This is a genomic window from Pseudomonas sp. HOU2 (assembly GCF_040729435.1).
In the GTDB taxonomy this organism is placed as follows: domain Bacteria; phylum Pseudomonadota; class Gammaproteobacteria; order Pseudomonadales; family Pseudomonadaceae; genus Aquipseudomonas.
The window spans coordinates 3,441,367-3,463,037 of record NZ_CP160398.1 but is presented as its reverse complement, the minus strand read 5'-3'; the positions used below and the strand labels follow the sequence as shown (position 1 = coordinate 3,463,037).

Here is a 21,671-nt window from a genome sequence, read left to right as displayed (position 1 = left end):
CGATGAGGCCCTGATGACCGCTAGAGAATCAACGCTCGTGCAACGCCTCGGCCCGCGCCCGGATGATCGGTTTGAGCAGGTAACTCAACACCGATTTCTTGCCGGTGATGATATCCACCGACGCGACCATCCCCGGGATGATCAGCAACGGCTTGTCATCTGTGCCCAGGTGGCTGCGCTCGGTGCGCACCTTGATGATGTAGTAGGTGGTTTTCTTGTCTTCGTCGGTGATGGTGTCGGCACCGATCTGCTCCAGTTTGGCCTTCAGCCCGCCGTAAATGGTGTAGTCGTACGCGGTGAATTTGACGATCGCTTCCTGCCCCGGATGCAGGAAGGCAATGTCCTGCGGACGGATCTTGGCTTCGACCAGTAAGGTGTCATCCAGCGGCACGATTTCCACCATGTCGCTGCCCGGCTGGATCACCCCACCGATGGTGTTGACCAGCAACTTGTTGACGATGCCGCGTACCGGCGAGGTGACCAGCGTCCGGCTGACCCGATCTTCCAACGCCTTGCCAGTGGCCTGGGCCTTGTTCAGGTCGGTACGGGCTTCATTGAGCTGAGTCAGCGCTTCGCTACGGAATTTGCCGCGCGTCTCGTCGATCTTGCGCTGGACTTCCTTGATCGCTGATTCAGCGCGCGGGATTGCCAGCGTGGTTGCGTCGAGCTGACCACGGGTTTCCACCTCGGCACGCTTGAGCCGCAGCACTTCTACCGGCGATACCGCGCCCTGCGCCACCAGCGGCTCGGACATGTTGATTTCCTGGCGTTGCAGGCCCAGTTGCTGGCGGTATTGCGCCTGCTTGGAGCTGAACTCGCGCAGCTCTTGCTGACGCTGGATCAACTGCTCCTGCAAACCACCGATCTCGTCGTGCAGTTGCTGACGCCGGCTGATGTACAACGATTCTTCGCTTTTCGCCTGACCCGGCACGGCTTTGAGCACGTCTTCCGGGAAGTTCAGCGGACGGTCATCGACCTCGGCGCTCAGGCGTTCGACACGCAACAGCATCGACAGCCGATCGGCCTCGGTTTCGCCGACGTTGGAGGCAAATCGCGTGTCGTCCAGACGAATCAGCGGTGCACCGGCCTCGACGATCTGTCCTTCCTTGACGAACATTTCCGAGACGATCCCGCCCTCAAGGTTCTGGATTTTCTGGATTTTCGACGACGGAATCGCCTTGCCGTCACCCTTGGTCACTTCGTCGATCACGGCGAAGTTGGCCCACAGCAGCAGGAACAGGAAGAAGCCGATGATTGCCCAGATGGTCAGGCGCACGACGCGCGGGGCGTCCTCGATCAGCGCCTTGTTGACCTCCGGCAGCGGCTGGCCCTGCAGCGAGGCAGAACCCTTGAAGTAGCGACGGATCGACTCTTTGACACCCGACTTAAGCAACACTGATCTGCCCCTTCTTCAACGCTTCCATCACGGCGGCTTTCGGGCCATCGGCGAGAATCTGTCCACGGTCGACCACCAGCAGGCGGTCGACCAACGACAGCAGCGAGGCCCGGTGCGTCACCAGCACCACGGTCTTGTTTTCAACCACGGCGGCCAGGCGTTGCTTGAGGCGTTCTTCGCCGGTGTTGTCCATGGCGCTGGTCGGTTCGTCGAGCAGCAGGATCGGCGGATTGAGCAGCAGCGCCCGCGCCAGTGCAACGTTCTGTCGTTGGCCACCGGACAGGTTCTGTCCACGCTCGCCGACTTGCAGTTCATAACCTTGCGGGTGAAGGCGGGCGAATTCGTGGACGCCGGCCAGTTCGGCAGCTTGCAGTACCAGCTCGTCTTCGACATAGCGCGCGCCGGAGACCAGATTGTCACGCAGGGTACCGGCCAGCAGCTGGATGTCCTGCGGCACGTAGCCGATGTTGTAGCGCAGCTCGCTGACGTCGATCTGGCGGATATCCACACCGTCCACCAGCAACGCGCCGTCGTCCGGCTGATACAGGCCCACCAACAGTTTCGCCAGCGAACTCTTGCCCGAACCACTGCGACCGATGATGCCGATCTTCTCGCCGGGACGGATCACCAGATTAATGTTCTTCAGCGCCGGGTTCTGCTGTTCCGGGTAGGTGAAGTTCAACTGACGGCACTCGATCGCGCCCTGCAACACCTTGCGGCTCAGCGGACGCTCTTCGAAATTGCGCTCCTGCGGCAGTTCCATCATCTGATCGACCGACGTCATGGTCACCCGCGCCTGCTGGTAGCGGGTCAGCAGCCCGGACAGCGACGCCAGCGGACTCAGCGCACGACCGCTGAGCATGTAGCAGGCGATCAGGCCGCCCATGCTCAGGTTGCCGGCGATGATCTGGTACACGCCGAAGACGATCATGATCACCCCGGCCAGTTGCTGGATCAGCAAGGTGATGTTCATCGCCAGACCGGAGAGCATTTTCACCCGCAGTTCGAGGCGGCTGAGGGTGCCGATGGTCTGTTCCCACTGGTACTGACGTTCGCTTTCGGCGTTGTTGACCTTGACCGCATCGAGGCCGGCAAGGGTTTCGATCAGGCTCGACTGCCGCTCGGCGCCGAGGGCCATGGTGCGTTCCATGGTCGCGACCAACGGCTTCTGCAACGCGTAGCCGATCAACAGCGCAATCGGGAACGCCAGCACCGGAATCCACACCAGATGCCCGCCGAGAATCGCGATGACGATGAAGATCAGAATGGTGAACGGCAGGTCGATCAGGCTGGTCAGGGTCAACGAGGCGAGGAAGTCGCGCAGGCTCTGAAACTCATGGATGTTCTGCGCGAAGCTGCCGACCCGCGCCGGGCGGTACTTCATGGCCATGCCGACGATGCGCTCGAACAGCGTCGCGGAGATGATCAGGTCGGTTTTCTTGCCGGCCAGATCCAGGCACAGGCTGCGCAGGCTTTTGAGGATCAGGTCGAAGATATAGGCACCGGTGATGCCCAGCGCCAGCACCCACAGGGTCGCTTCGGCCTGGTTCGGCACCACGCGGTCGTAGACGTTCATTACGAACAGCGGCGCGGCCATGGCGATGATGTTGATCAGGAAACTCGCGGCGATCGCATCGGCATACAGCCAGCGCGAACGCTTGAGGGTATCGCGGAACCACGAGCGAGCGCGCGGGATCAGCGTGCCGTGGTTGACGTCGAATTTGTGCTGCGGCTGAGCGAAGAACACTTTGCCGGTGTAGTCGTCGGCCAACAGTTCGCGGCTGACCACCGATTCGCCGCCATCGCTTTCGCTGAGCAGCACCCGGGCTTCGTTGTCACCTTGCCAGCCGAGCAGAACAGCACTGCGGCCATCCTTGAGCAGCAACAGCGCCGGCATGGCAATCGCCGGAATCTCTTCCAGCTTGCGTTGCAGCACCCGGCCCTGCAGCCCGGCGCGAGCCGCTGCGCGGGGCAGCAACTCGACACTCAGGCGCTGCTTGGGCAGCGGCAGGCCAGTGGTCAACATCGCGGCACTGGCCGGCTTCTGGTGCAACATGCATAGAGCGAGCAGACCATCCAGTAACGGATCGTCGTGCATCGCGCGCGGATCATGAATGAGTTGAACTCGACTGACTTCTGATTCCACGCTCGGCACTCTTGGCTAACAATTGAACAATGAAGGTTCTGCTCAATTCATACCCGGCAGTTGGACCTTCGGCTTCACATCGTTCTGCACGACGGATGCCAACGGTGCGACCACTCCCTGGCTTTTGAGCAATTCGCCCATGGTCGCCTTGATTCGGTATTGAGTAAATAACTGAATGTTCTTGATCTCGGCCAAACGGCGCGAAGCGGTGAACAACTCGTTTTCGCTGTCGAGCAAATCGAGCAGGGTGCGCTCGCCGAGGCTGAACTGACGCTGGTAGGCGGTACGCACGGCGGTGCTGTGATCAACGTACTGCTGAGCAATCGGCACCTGCGCATTGGCGTTGTTCAGGGCGTTCCAGGCCAGACCAAGCTCTTCGTTCAACTGACGCAGGGCGTTGTTGCGGATGTCCAGCGCCTGGTTCGACAGGTACGACTTGGATTCCAGATCAGCCTTGTTGCTGCCACCGGAGTACAGGTTGAAGCGCATGCGCAGCATGGCCTGCCATTCGTTGTTGTGGCCGTTCTGACCGTCGAGATCGTTGTCGGCAGTGCGACCCAGCTCGGCGTCGAAACGTGGGTAAAAGGTCGACTTGGCGGTTTCGTACTGCTTTTCGGCAGCGGCGATATCGGACTCGGCCGAGCGCAGGATCGGGCTGTTTTCCAGCATCTGCGTACGGGCTTCATTGAGGTTGGCCGGCATCATCGCCATGAACGGCGCCGGGCGCTCCAACTGGTCAGGCATCTGGCCGACGGCACTGAGGAAGTTGGTCTCGGAGTCGGCGAGGTTGGTCTGTTCGGTGATCAGGTTGTTGCGGGCCTGAGCCATCCGCGCTTCAGCCTGATCAAGGTCAGCGCCGCTACCAACGCCACGCTGGGTGCGTAGCTGGATCTGATCGTAAATGCGTTGGTGACTCTTGAGGTTCTCTTCGGCCAGACGCACGAATTCGCGGCGGGTCAGAACGTCCAGATAGACCTGGGCGACGGTCAGTGCGGTGCGCTCGGAAGTGCCGAGCAGCGAATAGGCGCGGGAGTTGACGGTGGCTTGTTGACGCCCGACTTCGCTGGACGTGGCAAAACCGTCAAAAACCATTTGCGAGAGACGTAAACTTGACTCGCTACGGTTCAAAGTTTCCCAGTGGTTGCCACCACCGTTGGCGCGAGTGGTCACGCTGTCGGTGCCCTCACGGCCATAACCGCCTAGCAGATCGACCTTGGGCAGGTATCCACCTTTGGCTGCCTTTAATTGATAATCCGCGGCCAAACGACTGTTGACCCCCGCCTGGATTTCCGGATGGACATCCAGTGCCTGCTGCATGGCTTCTGGTAAGGATTGTGCTTGGACGAAAGAGGCGGCGAGGGCGAACGGTAGAGCCTTGAACAAGTGCAAACGCATGGTAAAGATTTCCCAGGACTTCTTGTCTTGAATCACAGCAAAACGTGCTGCTGCGTCGGATGATTGGCAACCGGAATGACCGTATGTCGGAAAGTTCAAATTAGGAACTGGATCACACGCTGAGGGACAGGTCGCCGCGGAAATATCAATGTGACATTAGTGGGGCGATTGTTTAGGATGGCACCCAGAAGGTCAATAGTTTGGCATAAAGTTAATAGCGAAAGAATCTAGCCAAATTATTGACGAAGAACAGCGTCAATCTTGATTCGCAAATTTTAAAAGTACGTCCAGACTGAATCGGCGCCGAAGCCATCAGGCTATGGAAGTCAACTGAACGTGACACCCGGAGAGTCTTCAATGAGCAGTGTTGTTGCCATCGTCAAAAGCATTGTCGGTCAGGTATTCGTGGTCTCCCCCGAGGGTGTACGCCGCGTGCTCGTTGAAGGCGATCGCCTGTATGTCGGCGATCAGATCGACACCGGCCTCTCCGGCGCCGTGTCGCTGGAACTGGCGGATGGCCGCACCCTGGACCTGGGCCGCGAAACCCAGTGGAGCGCCAACGCGCCCGACTCCAGCACTGACCTGGCCGAAGCCACCGCGCAGGCCGCGCCTTCTGTAGCCGAGCTGCAGCAGGCCATCGCCGCCGGTGCCGACCCGACCACCGCCCTTGAAGCCACCGCTGCCGGCGCTACCGCCGCAGGGACTGGCGGCGCGGCAGGCGGCGGTCATAGTTTCGTGATGCTCGACGCCACCGCCGGCCGCGTCGACCCGACCATCGGTTTCCCGACCGCAGGCATCAACTCCGGTGCGCAAGCGGCACAGAACATCACCGGTGGCCAGACCACCGACACCACCACCAACGCCCTGCGTGAATCGACCCTGAGCCTCAGCGCCACGCCGACCATCACCGAAGCCGGCGGCGTGCTGGTGTACACCGCGACCCTGACCCAGGCGCCGTTGACCGACCTGACCATCACCCTGTCCAACGGCTCGGTGATCGTGATTCCGGCCGGCTCCACCACCGGCACCGTCAACGTGCCGCTGGCACCGAACGACACCGTCTACAACGACCCGACCCAGATCGATGTGACCGTCACCGGTACCACCGGCGGCAACGGCATTACCGTGACCCCGCCGACCACCCCGGCCACGACCCAGGTCACCGACACCATCGACACCACAACCGTCACCCTGACCGCTGGCAACAGCGTCACCGAAGGTGGCCAGATCACCTACACCGCGACCCTGACCAACCCGGCGCAGACGCCGGTCACCGTCACCCTGTCCAACGGCTCGACCATCACCATCGAAGCCGGCCAGACCACCGGCACCGTCAACGTGCCGACCGCGCCGAATGACGTCTACAACAACGGCAGCACCGTCACCACTACGATTACCGGCGCCAGCGGTGGCAACTTCGAGAACCTGGTGCCGAACACGACGCCAGCCGTAACGAACATCGTCGATTCCCGCGACACAACCGGCCTGACCCTGACCGCCACCGGCACCGTGGTCGAAGGTGGCCAGATCACCTACACCGCGACCCTGACCAACCCGGCACAGACGCCGGTCACCGTCACTCTGTCCAACGGCTCGACCATCACCATCGAAGCCGGCCAGACCACTGGCACGGTCAACGTGCCAACTGCGCCGAACGACGTCTACAACAACGGCGGCACCGTCAGCACCACAATTACCGGCGCGACCGGCGGCAACTTCGAGAATCTGGTGCCGAACACGACGCCGGCGACCACCACCGTTACCGACTCCATCGACACCACCAACCTGTCGCTGAGTGCCACCGGTACCGTCGCTGAAGGCGGCTCGATCGTTTACACCGCAACCCTGACCAACCCGGCCGGTACCCCGGTGACCGTGACGTTGAGCAATGGCTCGGTCATCACCATCGAGGCTGGCAAAACCACCGGCACTGTGACCGTTCCAGCGCCTGCGGATGACGTCTACAAAGATGCCGGCAAAGTCGAAGTCAGCATTACCGGGACCAGCGGTGGCAATTTCGAGAACCTCGTTCCGAGCACCGTTCCGGCGGTCACTGAAGTCACCGACACCATCGATACCTCGACCGTCAAACTGACCGCTGATACTTCGGTCGCTGAGGGCGGCACCGTCACTTACACCGCCACCGTCGGCGCACCTGTGACCGGTTCGCCAGTTGTCGTGACTCTGGCCAACGGTCAGTCCATCACCATCGAAGTCGGCAAAACCACCGGCACCGTGACCACCACCGCGCCGAACGATGCGTTGACCGGCAACCCACCGCTGACCAACGCCATCACCAACGTCAGTGGCGGTAACTACGAGAACCTCGTCGCCGACAAAACCCCGGTTTCGACCACCGTCACCGATACCGTCGACACCACCAACCTGTCGCTGACTGCGACCGGCACCGTGGCCGAGGGCGGCTCGATCGTCTACACCGCGACCCTGACCAACCCGGCCGGCACGCCGGTGACTGTGACCCTGAGCAACGGCGCAGTGATCACCATCGAGGCCGGTAAAACCACCGGTACCGTGACGGTTCCAGCGCCTGCCGATGACGTCTACAAGGACGCCGGCAAAGTCGAAGTCACCATCAACGGTGCAACCGGCGGCAATTTCGAAAATCTGGTGCCAAGTACTGTTCCTGCAGTTACCCAAGTCACCGATACCATCGACACCTCGACAGTCAAACTGTCCGCTGACACCTCGGTCGCCGAGGGCGGCACCGTCACTTACACCGCGACCGTTGGTGCGCCTGTGACTGGCTCGCCGGTTGTCGTGACTCTGGCCAACGGCCAGACCATCACCATCGAAGTCGGCAAGACCACTGGCACCGTGACCACCACCGCACCGAACGACGTGCTGAACGGCCAGGCGCCGCTGAGCAACTCGATCACTGGCGTGAGCGGTGGCAATTACGAAAATCTGGTCGCCGACAAGACGCCGGTCAGCACCACCGTGACCGACACCGTCGACACCACCAACCTGTCGCTGAGCGCGACCGGTACCGTGGCCGAGGGCGGTTCGATCGTCTACACCGCGACCCTGACCAACCCGGCCGGCACCCCGGTGACTGTGACCCTGAGCAATGGCTCCGTTATCACCATCGAAGCCGGTAAGACCACCGGTACCGTGACCGTTCCGGCGCCTGCCGATGACGTCTATAAAGACGCCGGCAAAGTGGAAGTCAGCATTACCGGCACCACGGGTGGCAATTTCGAGAACCTGGTGCCGAGCACCGTTCCTGCGGTCACTGAAGTGACTGACACCATCGACACCTCGACCGTCAAACTGACCGCCGATACCTCGGTGGCTGAAGGTGGCACCGTCACTTACACCGCCACCGTCGGTGCGCCGGTGACTGGCTCGCCGGTTGTTGTGACCCTGGCCAACGGCCAGACCATCACCATCGAAGTGGGTAAAACCACCGGCACCGTGACCACCACCGCACCGAACGATGCATTGAATGGTCATGCGCCGTTGACTAACGCCATCACCGACGTGAGCGGTGGCAATTACGAGAATCTGGTTGCCGACAAAACCCCGGTTTCGACCAACGTCACCGACACCGTCGACACCACCAACCTGTCGCTGACTGCGACCGGCACCGTGGCGGAAGGCGGTTCGATCGTCTACACCGCGACCCTGACCAATCCTGCCGGCACCCCGGTGACCGTGACCCTGAGCAACGGCTCCGTCATCACCATCGAAGCCGGTAAAACCACCGGCACCGTGACCGTTCCGGCGCCTGCCGATGACGTCTACAAAGACGCCGGCAAGGTCGAAGTCACGATCAAGGATGCGTCCGGCGGCAACTTCGAAAATCTGGTACCAAGTACCGTTCCAGCCGTCACCGAAGTCACTGACACCATCGACACCTCGACCGTGAAACTCACGGCCGATACTTCGGTGGCTGAAGGCGGCACTGTTACTTACACCGCCACCGTCGGCGCGCCTGTCACCGGCTCGCCAGTGACTGTCACTTTGGCGAACGGCCAGACCATCACCATCGAAGTGGGTAAAACCACCGGTACCGTGACCACCACCGCGCCAAACGATGCGTTGAACGGTCACGAGCCGTTGAGCAACGCGATTACCGGCGTAACGGGCGGCAACTACGAAAACCTCGTGGCCGACAAAACCCCGGTTTCGACCACCGTCACCGACACCGTCGACACCACCAACCTGACGTTGAGCGCCACCGGTTCCGTCGCTGAAGGTGGTTCGATCGTCTATACCGCGACCTTGACCAATCCAGCGGGTACACCAGTCACCGTGACCCTGAGCAACGGCTCGGTGATCACTATCGAAGCTGGTAAAACTACCGGCACCGTGACCGTTCCAGCACCAGCCGATGACGTTTACAAAGACGCTGGCAAGGTTGAAGTCACGATCAAAGACGCCGCAGGCGGCAATTTCGAGAACCTGGTGCCAAGCACCATTCCAGCCGTCACCGAAGTGACCGACACCATCGACACGTCGACCGTGAAACTCACGGCCGATACCTCGGTCGCTGAAGGCGGGACTGTCACTTACACCGCCACCGTCGGTGCACCGGTCACCGGCTCGCCGGTTGTTGTGACCCTGGCGAACGGCCAGACCATCACTATCGAAGTCGGCAAGACCACCGGCACCGTCTCCACCACCGCACCGAACGATGCGCTGAATGGTCACGAGCCGCTGAGCAACTCGATTACCGGCGTAACGGGCGGCAACTACGAAAACCTCGTCGCCGACAATACCCCGGTTTCGACCACCGTCACCGATACCGTCGACATCACCAACCTGACCCTGAGCGCCACCGGTACCGTGGCCGAGGGTGGTTCGATCGTCTACACCGCGACTCTGACCAACCCGGCCGGCACCCCGGTGACCGTGACGTTGAGCAACGGCTCCGTCATCACCATCGAAGCGGGCAAAACCACCGGCACCGTGACCGTTCCTGCGCCAGCCGATGACGTCTACAAAGATGCCGGCAAGGTTGAAGTCAGCATTACCGGAACCACCGGTGGCAACTTCGAGAACCTGGTGCCGAGCACCGTTCCAGCCGTGACCGAAGTCACCGACACCATCGACACAACGTCGGTGAAACTGACCGCGACCGAGTCCGCTGCTGAAGGTGGCACGGTCACCTACACCGCCACCGTTGGCGCACCTGTTACCGGTTCGCCAGTCGTGGTGACCCTGGCCAATGGTCAGAACATCACCATCGAAGTCAGCAAAACCACCGGCACCGTGACCACCACTGCGCCAAACGATGCGCTGAACGGTCACGAACCGCTGACCAACTCGATTACCGGCGTCACCGGTGGCAACTACGAAAATCTGGTCGCTGACAAAACCCCGGTCAGCACCACCGTCACTGACACCGTGGACACGACGAATCTGTCGCTCAGCGCCACCAATTCGGTCGCCGAGGGTGGTTCGATCACCTACACCGCGACCCTCACCAATGCCGCTGGCTCGCCAGTCACCGTGACTCTGTCCAACGGTTCGGTGATTACCATCGAAGCGGGCAAGACCACCGGCACCGTGACTGTTCCAGCGCCTGCCGATGACGTCTACAAAGACGCCGGCAAGGTTGAAGTCACCATCAACGGTGCAACCGGCGGCAACTTCGAGAACCTCGTTCCGAGCACTGTTCCGGCAGTGACTGAAGTCACCGACACCATCGACACCACGTCGGTGAAACTGACCGCAACCGAGTCTGCTGCTGAAGGTGGCACCGTTACCTACACCGCCACTGTCGGTGCACCAGTGACCGGTTCGCCTGTGGTCGTGACCCTGGCTAACGGTCAGAACATCACCATCGAAGTCGGCAAGACCACCGGCACCGTGACCACCACCGCTCCGAACGACGCGTTGAACGGTCATGCGCCGTTGACTAACGCCATCACCGACGTGAGCGGCGGCAATTACGAGAATCTGGTTGCCGACAAAACCCCGGTCAGCACCACCGTGACCGATACCGTCGACACCACCAACCTGTCGCTGAGCGCCACTGGCACTGTGGCCGAGGGCGGTTCGATCACCTACACCGCGACACTGACCAATGCTGCTGGCTCGCCAGTCACCGTGACCCTGTCCAACGGTTCGGTGATCACCATCGAAGCGGGCAAGACCACTGGCACGGTGACCGTTCCGGCCCCTGCCGATGACGTCTACAAAGACGCCGGAAAAGTCGAAGTCACGATCAAGGACGCAGCGGGCGGCAACTTCGAGAACCTCGTTCCGAGCACTGTTCCTGCGGTCACTGAAGTGACTGACACTATCGACACCTCGACCGTCAAATTGAGCGCCGATACTTCGGTCGCCGAGGGCGGCACCGTCACTTACACCGCCACCGTCGGCGCTCCGGTAACCGGTTCGCCTGTGGTCGTGACTCTGGCGAACGGCCAGACCATCACCATCGACATCGGCAAGACCACCGGCACCGTGACGACCACCGCACCGAACGATGCGTTGAACGGTCACGAGCCGCTGAACAACTCGATCACCAATGTCAGCGGCGGCAACTACGAAAACCTCGTCGCCGACAAGACGCCGGTCAGCACCACCGTGACCGATACTGTCGACACCACCAACCTGTCGCTGAGCGCGACGCCGGCGGTAAACGAAGGTGGCCAGATCACCTACACCGCCTCCCTGACCAACGCCGCCGGCACTCCGGTGACCGTGACGTTGAGCAATGGCGCGGTGATCACCATCGACGCCGGCAAGACCACCGGCACCGTGACCGTCGATGCGCCGAAGGATGACGTCTACAAGGACGCCGGCACCGTTGAAGCGACCATCAAGGGCGCGACCGGTGGCGACTTCGAAAACCTGGTGACCAGCAACACTCCGGCGGTGACCACCGTCAACGACACCATCGACACCTCCACCGTGTCGCTGACCGCCACCGCCAACGTCGCCGAAGGCGAAACCGTGGTTTACACCGCAAGCGTGACCGCGCCAGTAACCGGCTCGCCTGTTGTGGTCACCCTGTCCAACGGCCAGACCATCACCATCGCCGTCGGTGAGACCACCGGCAGCGTGAATTTCGTTGCGCCGAACAGCCCATTGGCGGGCGGCAGCTCGCTGAGCGTCGCCATCGACAAGGTTGCCGGCGGCAATTATGAAAACCTGGTGGCCGACAAGACACCGGCGAACACCTCGGTGTCGGACACTGTCGACACTACCAACCTGAACCTGACCGCCAGCGACTCGGTGGCGGAAGGTGGTTCGATTGTTTACACCGCGACCCTGACCAACCCGGCCGGCACTCCGGTAACCGTGACTCTGTCCAACGGCGCGGTGATCACCATCGAAGCCGGTAAAACCTCGGGCACCGTGACCGTTCCAGCTCCGGCTGACGACGTGTACAAAGACGCCGGTAAAGTCGAAGCGACCATTTCCACCGCTACCGGTGGCAACTTCGAAAACCTGGTGCCGAGCACTGTTCCGGCCGTCACCAACGTGACCGACACCATCGACACCACCACGGTGAAACTGACCGCGACCGAGTCTGCTGCTGAAGGTGGCACCGTCACCTACACCGCAACTGTCGGCGCGCCAGTGACCGGTTCGCCGGTCGTAGTGACTTTGGCGAACGGTCAGAACATCACCATCGAAGTGGGTAAAACCACTGGCACCGTGACCACCACTGCACCAAACGATGCGCTGACCGGCCATGCTCCGCTGACCAACGCGATCACCGGTGTCACTGGCGGCAACTACGAAAACCTCGTGGCGGATAAAACGCCGGTTTCGACCAATGTCACCGATACCGTCGACACCACCAACCTGTCGCTGAGCGCGACCGGCACCGTGGCCGAGGGTGGCTCGATCGTTTACACCGCAACCCTGACCAACGCTGCAGGCTCACCCGTCACCGTGACCCTGTCCAACGGCGCGGTGATCACTATTGAAGCGGGTAAAACCACTGGCACCGTGACCGTGCCGGCGCCAGCCGATGACGTGTACAAAGATGCCGGCAAAGTCGAAGCGACCATTTCCAGCGCTACCGGTGGCAACTTCGAAAATCTGGTACCGAGCACTGTGCCGGCCGTCACCAACGTCACCGATACCATCGACACCACCACGGTCAAACTGACGGCGACTGAATCCGCTGCGGAAGGTGGCACCGTCACTTACACCGCGACTGTCGGTGCTCCGGTAACCGGTTCGCCTGTAGTCGTGACCTTGGCCAACGGTCAGAACATCACCATCGAGGTGGGTAAGACCAGCGGCACCGTGACTACCACTGCGCCGAACGATGCGTTGACCGGTCATGCTCCTCTGACCAACGCGATCACTAACGTGACTGGTGGCAATTACGAGAATCTGGTCGCGGATAAAACGCCGGTTTCGACCAATGTCACCGACACCGTCGACACCACCAATCTGTCGCTGAGTGCGACCGGCACCGTGGCCGAGGGTGGCTCGATCGTCTACACCGCGACGCTGACCAACGCTGCCGGCTCGCCGGTTACCGTGACGTTGAGCAACGGCGCAGTGATCACCATCGACGCCGGTAAAACCACCGGCACCGTGACCGTTCCGGCGCCTGCCGATGACGTGTACAAGGACGCTGGCAAAGTCGAAGCAACCATTTCCAGCGCCACCGGTGGCAACTTCGAGAACCTCGTCCCAAGCACTGTTCCTGCAGCGACCGAAGTCACCGACACCATCGACACCTCCACCGTGAAGCTCAGCGCCGATACTTCGGTGGCTGAAGGCGGCACCGTGACTTACACCGCGACTGTCGGTGCGCCGGTCACCGGTTCGCCGGTTGTCGTGACCTTGGCCAACGGGCAGAACATCACCATCGAAGTCGGCAAGACCACTGGCACCGTGACCACCACAGCACCGAACGATGCGCTGACCGGGCATGCACCACTGACCAACTCGATTACCGGCGTGACCGGTGGCAATTACGAGAATCTGGTCGCCGACAAAACGCCGGTTTCGACCACCGTTACTGACACCGTCGACACCACCAACCTGTCGCTCAGTGCGACCGGCACCGTGGCGGAGGGTGGCTCGATCGTTTACACCGCGACCTTGACCAATGCCGCTGGCTCGCCAGTCACCGTGACTCTTTCGAACGGCGCAGTGATCACCATCGAAGCCGGTAAAACCACTGGCACCGTAACCGTTCCTGCGCCGGCGGACGACGTTTACAAAGACGCCGGTAAAGTCGAAGCAACCATTTCCACCGCTACTGGTGGCAACTTCGAAAACCTGGTGCCGAGTACCGTTCCGGCCGTCACCAACGTCACCGACACCATCGACACCACCACGGTCAAACTGACCGCGACCGAGTCTGCTGCTGAAGGTGGCTCCGTCACCTACACCGCAACCGTCGGTGCACCGGTAACCGGTTCGTCAGTGACCGTGACTCTGGCCAATGGTCAGAACATCACCATCGAAGTGGGTAAAACCACCGGTACCGTGACCACCACCGCACCGAACGATGCGCTGACCGGCCATGCGCCGTTGACCAACGCGATCACCAACGTCAGCGGTGGCAACTACGAAAACCTCGTTGCCGACAAAACCCCGGTTTCGACCACCGTTACCGATACAGTCGACACCACCAACCTGTCCCTTAGCGCTACCAACTCGGTCGCCGAGGGTGGTTCGATCATCTACACCGCGACCTTGACCAACGCCGCTGGCTCGCCAGTTACCGTGACGTTGAGCAACGGCGCCGTGATCACCATCGAAGCGGGCAAAACCACTGGCACGGTGACCGTTCCGGCACCTGCCGATGACGTGTACAAAGACGCCGGCACCGTTCAGGCAACGATCACCAACGCTACCGGTGGCAACTTCGAAAACCTGGTACCGAGCACCGTGCCGGCTGTGACTCAGGTCACCGACACCATCGATACCACCACGGTCAAGCTGACCGCGACCGAGTCTGCTGCCGAAGGTGGCACCGTCACCTACACCGCGACCGTTGGTGCGCCAGTGACTGGCTCGCCAGTCGTGGTAACTCTGGCTAATGGTCAGAACATCACCATCGAAGTCGGCAAAACCACCGGCACCGTCACTACCACCGCACCGAACGATGCGCTGACCGGTCATGCGCCTTTGACCAACGCCATCACCAACGTCAGCGGTGGCAACTACGAAAACCTCGTTGCCGACAAGACCCCGGTCAATACCACGGTCACCGATACCGTCGACACCACCAACCTGTCGCTGTCCGCGACCGGTACTGTGGCTGAAGGCGGCTCGATCGTTTACACCGCGACGCTGACCAACGCTGCCGGCTCGCCGGTTACCGTGACGTTGAGCAACGGCGCCGTGATCACCATCGACGCCGGTAAAACCACCGGCACCGTGACCGTTCCGGCACCGGCTGATGACGTTTACAAAGACGCCGGCACCGTGCAGGCCACGATCAAATCCGCCACCGGTGGCAACTTCGAAAATCTGGTGCCAAGCACCACGCCAGCCGTGACCAGCGTCACCGACACCATCGACACCACCACGGTCAAACTGACCGCGACCGAGTCTGCTGCTGAAGGCGGTACCGTCACCTACACCGCGACCGTTGGTGCTCCGGTAACCGGTTCGCCAGTGACCGTGACTCTGGCCAACGGCCAGAACATCACCATCGAAGTGGGCAAAAACACCGGCACCGTGACCACCACCGCACCGAACGACGTGTTGACCGGTCATGCGCCACTGACCAACGCCATCACCAACGTCAGCGGCGGCAACTACGAAAACCTGGTGGCCGACAAGACCCCGGTTTCGACCACTGTTACTGACACCATCGACACCACCAACCTGTCGCTGTCCGCGACCGGCACCGTGGCCGAAGGTGGCTCGATTATTTACACCGCAACGCTGACCAACGCCGCTGGCTCGCCAGTGACCGTGACGCTGAGCAACGGTGCAGTCATCACCATCGACGCCGGTAAAACCACCGGCACCGTGACCGTTCCGGCTCCGGCTGACGACGTCTACAAAGACGCCGGCACCGTACAGGCAACGATCAAGTCCGCAACCGGTGGCAGTTTCGAAAACCTTGTGCCAAGCACCACACCAGCCGTGACCAGCGTCACCGACACCATCGACACCACTGGCGTGAAACTCACCGCCACGGGCACCGTGGCCGAAGGTGGCACCGTCACCTACACCGCGACTGTCGGTGCACCTGTGACCGGCTCGCCTGTCGTCGTGACCCTGGCCAACGGCCAGACCATCACCATCGACATCGGTAAAACCACCGGCACCGTGACCAGCATCGCGCCGAACGATGCGCTGACCGGCCACGCGCCGCTGACTAACTCGATCACTAACGTGACCGGCGGCAACTACGAAAATCTGGTGGCCGACAAGACTCCGGTCAGCACCACCGTGACCGATACCGTCGACACCACCAACCTGACCCTGAGCGCCACCAACACGGTCGCCGAGGGCGGTTCGATCATCTACACCGCGACCTTGACCAACGCGGCTGGCTCGCCAGTGACCGTGACCCTGTCGAACGGCGCGGTGATCACTATCGAAGCCGGCAAAACCACTGGCACGGTGACCGTCCCTGCTCCGGCTGATGACGTCTACAAGGACGCCGGCACCGTGCAGGCTACGATCACCAACGCCAGCGGTGGCAACTTCGAAAATCTGGTGCCGAGTACCGTGCCGGCCGTGACCAGTGTCACCGACACCATCGACACCACTACCGTGAAGTTGTCTGCCACCGGTACAGCGGCTGAAGGCGGCAACGTCGTCTACACCGCCACCGTCGGTGCGCCAGTCACAGGTTCGCCAGTCGTAGTAACTCTGGCCAACGGTCAGACCATCACCATCGACATCGGCAAAACCACCGGCACGGTAACCACCACCGCACCGAACGATGCACTGACCGGCCATGCACCGTTGACCAACGCCATCACCAACGTCAGCGGCGGCAATTACGAAAACCTGGTGGCCGACAAGACCCCGGTCAGCACCACGGTCACCGACACCATCGACACCACCAACCTGTCGCTGTCCGCGACCGGCACCGTGGCCGAAGGTGGATCGATCGTTTACACCGCAACGCTGACCAACGCCGCTGGTTCGCCAGTCACCGTGACTCTGTCGAACGGCGCCGTGATCACCATCGACGCCGGTAAAACCACCGGTACCGTGACCGTCCCTGCCCCAGCCGACGACGTCTATAAGGACGCCGGCACCGTGCAGGCAACGATCAAGTCCGCCACCGGTGGCAACTTCGAAAATCTGGTGCCAAGCACCACGCCAGCCGTGACCAGCGTCACCGACACCATCGACACCACTGGCGTGAAACTCACCGCCACGGGTACTGTCGCCGAGGGTGGCACCGTCACCTACACCGCCACCGTCGGCGCACCGGTCACTGGTTCGCCAGTCGTGGTGACTCTGGCCAACGGCCAGACCATCACCATCGACATCGGTAAAACCACCGGCACCGTGACCAGCATCGCCCCGAACGATGCACTGACCGGCCACGCACCGCTGACCAACTCGATCAGCAACGTGACTGGCGGCAATTACGAAAACCTCGTGGCCGACAAAACCCCGGTCAGCACCACCGTGACCGACACCATCGACACCACCAACCTGTCGCTGTCCGCGACCCCGGCGGTGAACGAGGGTGGCCAGATCACTTACACCGCAACCCTGAGCAACGCCGCCGGCTCGCCGGTGACCGTGACCCTGAGCAACGGTTCGGTGATCACCATCGACGCCGGCAAAACCACCGGCACCGTGACCGTTCCAGCGCCAGCTGACGACGTCTACAAAGACGCCGGCAGCGTGCAGGCGACCATTACCAACGCCAGCGGTGGCAACTTCGAGAACTTGGTACCGAGCACGACACCGGCCGTGACCAACGTCGCCGATACCATCGACACCACCACCGTCAGCATCACCGGCAGCACCTCGGTGACCGAAGGCCAGACCGCCAGCTACACCGTCAGCCTGACCCACCCGGCACAAACCGACGTGACCCTGAAAATCGTCTACAGCGGCACCGCCGCCGACGGTTCGGACTTCACTGGCGTGTACACCGTGAAGATCCCGGCGGGCGCCAGCAGCGCGCAGTTCAACGTCGCGACCATCGATGACAAGATCACCGAAGGTACCGAGAACTTCGTGGTCAAGATCGACTCGGCGACCGGCGGCAACTTCGAGAATCTGGCCGTCAGCAGCACCAACGGCAGCGTCAGCACCTCGATCATCGACAACGATGCGCCACCGGTCATCGACCTGGATGCCAACAACTCCAGCGGCGCCACCGGTGCCGACTACAAGGTGACGTTCACCGAAAACACCCCGGGCGCCGGCGTGTCGATTGCCGACACTGACCTGACGATCACCGATCCGGATAGCACCATGCTGACCGGCGCGACCATCGTCCTGACCAACCGTCAGGACGGCGATGCGCTGAACCTCGGCAACAGCGTCAACGGCATCACCATCAATGCCAACAGCACCAACGGCACCGTGACCCTGACCCTGTCGGGCAACGCGACGCTGGCCGACTACATGCAGGCCATCAAAAACATCACCTTCACCAACAGCAGTGAAGACCCGAGCACCGTGCCGCGGATCATCACCGTGACCGTGACCGATGGCGGCAACTACTCCAACACCGCGACCACCACGGTCAACGTGGTGGCGGTCAACGATGCGCCGGTTGCAGCGCCAGTCAACGTCACCGGCACCGAAGACACCCCGCTGATCCTCGGCTGGTCGACCTTCGGTGTGACCGACGTCGACAGCCCGGCCAGCAGCCTGGGGATCAAAATCACCCAGCTGCCGGGCGAAGGCAAACTGCAGTATCTGGACGGTTCGACCTGGAAAGACGTCGCCAACAACCAGACCTTCAGCAAGGCTGACATCGACGCCGGCAAGCTGCGCTTCATGCCGGATGCCAACGAGTCGGGCGTCAACGGTTACGGCGGCACCGGCATGGGCAACAACCAGGCCGATTACGCGCAGATCAAGTTCCAGCCAACCGACGGCCAATTGCTGGGCAACACCGGCACCGTGAAGATCGACATCACGCCAGTGGCGGATGCACCGACCGTGAGCGTGGCCGATAACAGCGTGAAGTCCACCGGACTGGTCAAGGAAGTCTGGACCGGCCTGTCGGGCCTGGGCACCAGCGGCAACGGCGCTGACTCGACTACGTTGAAAAACGTGATCGACGGCGCCGGCACCCCGAACTCCAGCACCAACGTGACCAACGTGCAGTCCGACGGCAGTGTGACCGCCGGCACCGCGTCGAAAACCTCGGGCCTGATCTATCTGGAAGCCGGCAAGACCTACAGCTTCAGCGGCGTGGCTGACGACAGCCTGCTGATCACCATTGGCGGCAAGAGCGTGGCGTCGGGTACCTGGGGCGCGGGCGGTGCGATCAGTGGTTCGTTCACCCCGACCACCAGCGGTTACTACACCCTGGACATCTACCACCACAATCAGAGCGGCCCGGGCAGCTACGACGTCAACCTGTCGGTCAACGGCAGCACGCCGATCGACCTGAGCAGCGCCGGCGTGCCGATCTACACCGGCGTGCAGGATCTGGTGAACGCCGGTGTGACCGTCTCCGATCTGCACGGCACTAACGGCGAAGGCTATTACGACGGCTACAAACTCAACACCGGCGCCGAAGGCACCACGGTGAAACTGTCGGCGATCAACACTGCGCTGACCGACACCGACGGTTCGGAAACCCTGAGCGTGAAGATCAGCGGTGCGCCGGTCGGCTCGGTTCTCTCCGACGGCCATGGCCACACCTTCACAGTCACCGCAAGCAACGGCGAAGCCAACGTCACCGGCTGGAACCTCGGCAGCCTGACCGTGACCCCGCCGACCTACTACAACGGCCAGTTCAACCTGACCGTGACCTCGACCTCCACCGAGATGGTCGGCGGCTCGGCCAGCAGCACCGCGACGATTCCGGTCACCGTGGTGCCGGCGGTGTACAACGCGGTGGTCGGTACCTCGGGCGATGACACCTTCAACGGCACCGATGGCAACGACATCATGGTCGCCGACATCGGCGGTCTGACCGTGGTGCCGGGCACCAACTACAACATCGCGTTCATGGTCGACAGCTCGGGCAGCATGAGCACCTCGTCGATCAACGCGGCCAAGGACTCGCTGACCTCGGTGTTCAACACCCTCAAGCAGAGCCTGGGCGGCAGCAACTCGGGCACGGTGAACATCTTCCTGGTGGACTTCGATACCCAGGTCAACAAGTCGGTGTCGGTGAACCTCAACGACTCGAACGCGCTGACCAAGCTCAAAGCCGTGCTCGACTCGATGACCTCTGGCGGCGGCACCAACTACGAGGACGTGTTCAAGACCACGGCCAACTTCTTCCAGAGCACGGAAGCGCTGGCCAACACCGGGGCGAAGAACCTCACGTACTTCATTACCGACGGCCAGCCGACCTACTACCAGAGCGGCGAGCAGACCAACCCGACGCTGTATGGCAGCGTGAAGTTCGACAGTGTGGTGACGACCAGCAACTACAAGCTGGGCGATACCTTCAGCACTTACATCGACAGCACGCATTACCTGAGCATCAGTGCCGCCGGTGCTGCTGTTCTGCAAACGTATAAAAACGGCAGCTGGAAATGGAGCGACCTGGGCACCGTTCACGCCCAGGGCGACGGCACTTATGAGCTGTCGAGCCTGGCGGGCAGCGGCAGCAGCACCAGCTCGGCCACCACAGACAACTCGACCAGCAGCTTCGCCTTGCTCAGCGGCCTGTCGAATGTCGAAGCCATCGGTATCAACAGCGGTGTCAGCCTCAACGACCTGAAACCGTATGACTCGGATCACTCGCCACAGACCAACATCGATCCGAAGGATCTGGCCAACTCGATCATCGGCCATACCGAAGCGACGATGCCGGGCAACGACACCGTCAGCGGTGGCGACGGCAACGACATCCTGTTCGGCGATCTGGTGAGCTTCAACGGCATTGCCGGCGAGGGTTATCAGGCGATGCAGGCGTTCGTGGCCCAGCAGACCGGCGTCGACGTCAGCAAAGTCACCACCAGCAATGTGCACCAGTACATCACCGAGCACTATCAGGCGTTCGATGTGTCCGGCGCACATGACGGCAACGACACGCTGCTGGGTGGCGCGGGCAATGACATCCTGTTCGGCTCGGGCGGCAACGACCTGCTCGACGGCGGCAAGGGCAATGACATCCTGCTCGGCGGTACCGGCAACGACACGCTGATCGGCGGCCAGGGCAACGACATCCTGATCGGTGGTTCCGGTGCCGACACTTTCGTCTGGAAAGCAGGCGACACCGGCAACGACGTGATCAAGGATTTCAATGCCAACGAAGGCGACCGCATCGACCTGCGCGATCTGTTGCAGGGTGAAACCGGCAGCACCATCGACAACTTCCTGAAGATCACCACGGTTGATGGCACGTCGTCGCTGCAAGTCAGCTCGGCGGGCAAGTTCAACTCCGGCGATGCGGCAGCCGCCACGCCGGACGTGACGATCAAACTGGAAGGCAACAACTGGTCAACCGCCAACATTCACAACCTGATTGCCGGCAGCGACCCGACCATCAAGGTCGACCACAACAACAGCTGATACGTAAACCAAACGGCCGCCCCTTGGGGCGGCCGTCACGTTTGCGGCTAACTCGGCGGTGACGATTTCGTCGCCACCCCGCATACTCGCGCGCAGTTGGCCTATGCTGCTGACAGCATGACGCTGGTTTCTTTCTGAGGG

The 21,671-nt window shown here is 61.7% G+C and carries 4 protein-coding genes; 1 reads left to right on the top strand and 3 read right to left on the bottom strand.

Translation table 11 applies throughout. The features are described 5' to 3' along the window. Positions 1-28: 28 nt before the first annotated feature. From ABV589_RS15585 to ABV589_RS15575, 3 genes are read right to left on the bottom strand one after another with little or no spacing between them, the layout of a single operon-like run. Positions 29-1,396 (bottom strand): HlyD family type I secretion periplasmic adaptor subunit, encoded by a 1,368-nt coding sequence (locus ABV589_RS15585; protein ID WP_007961500.1) that lies wholly within the window; start codon positions 1,394-1,396, stop codon positions 29-31. Beyond that, positions 1,386-3,542 carry a type I secretion system permease/ATPase gene (locus ABV589_RS15580; RefSeq protein WP_027611114.1) on the bottom strand — a complete coding sequence of 719 codons (2,157 nt, stop codon included), beginning with the start codon at positions 3,540-3,542 and terminating at the stop codon, positions 1,386-1,388. The genes ABV589_RS15585 and ABV589_RS15580 overlap by 11 nt, the downstream gene beginning before the upstream one ends. Positions 3,543-3,584: 42 nt before the next feature. After that, complete coding sequence (locus ABV589_RS15575) at positions 3,585-4,937, bottom strand: TolC family outer membrane protein (RefSeq protein WP_007961502.1); 1,353 nt, start codon at positions 4,935-4,937, stop codon at positions 3,585-3,587. A gap of 357 nt (positions 4,938-5,294) precedes the next feature. Between ABV589_RS15575 and ABV589_RS15570 the strand changes: the two genes are divergently transcribed. After that, positions 5,295-21,530 (top strand): LapA family giant adhesin, encoded by a 16,236-nt coding sequence (locus tag ABV589_RS15570; protein ID WP_367082342.1) that lies wholly within the window; start codon positions 5,295-5,297, stop codon positions 21,528-21,530. Positions 21,531-21,671: the final 141 nt, after the last annotated feature.

Coding starts and splice junctions, on each gene's coding strand:
- ABV589_RS15575 (WP_007961502.1), bottom strand. CDS start 4,937: ATGCGTTTGCACTTGTTCAAGGCTCTACCGTTCGCCCTCGCCGCCTCT.
- ABV589_RS15570 (WP_367082342.1), top strand. CDS start 5,295: ATGAGCAGTGTTGTTGCCATCGTCAAAAGCATTGTCGGTCAGGTATTC.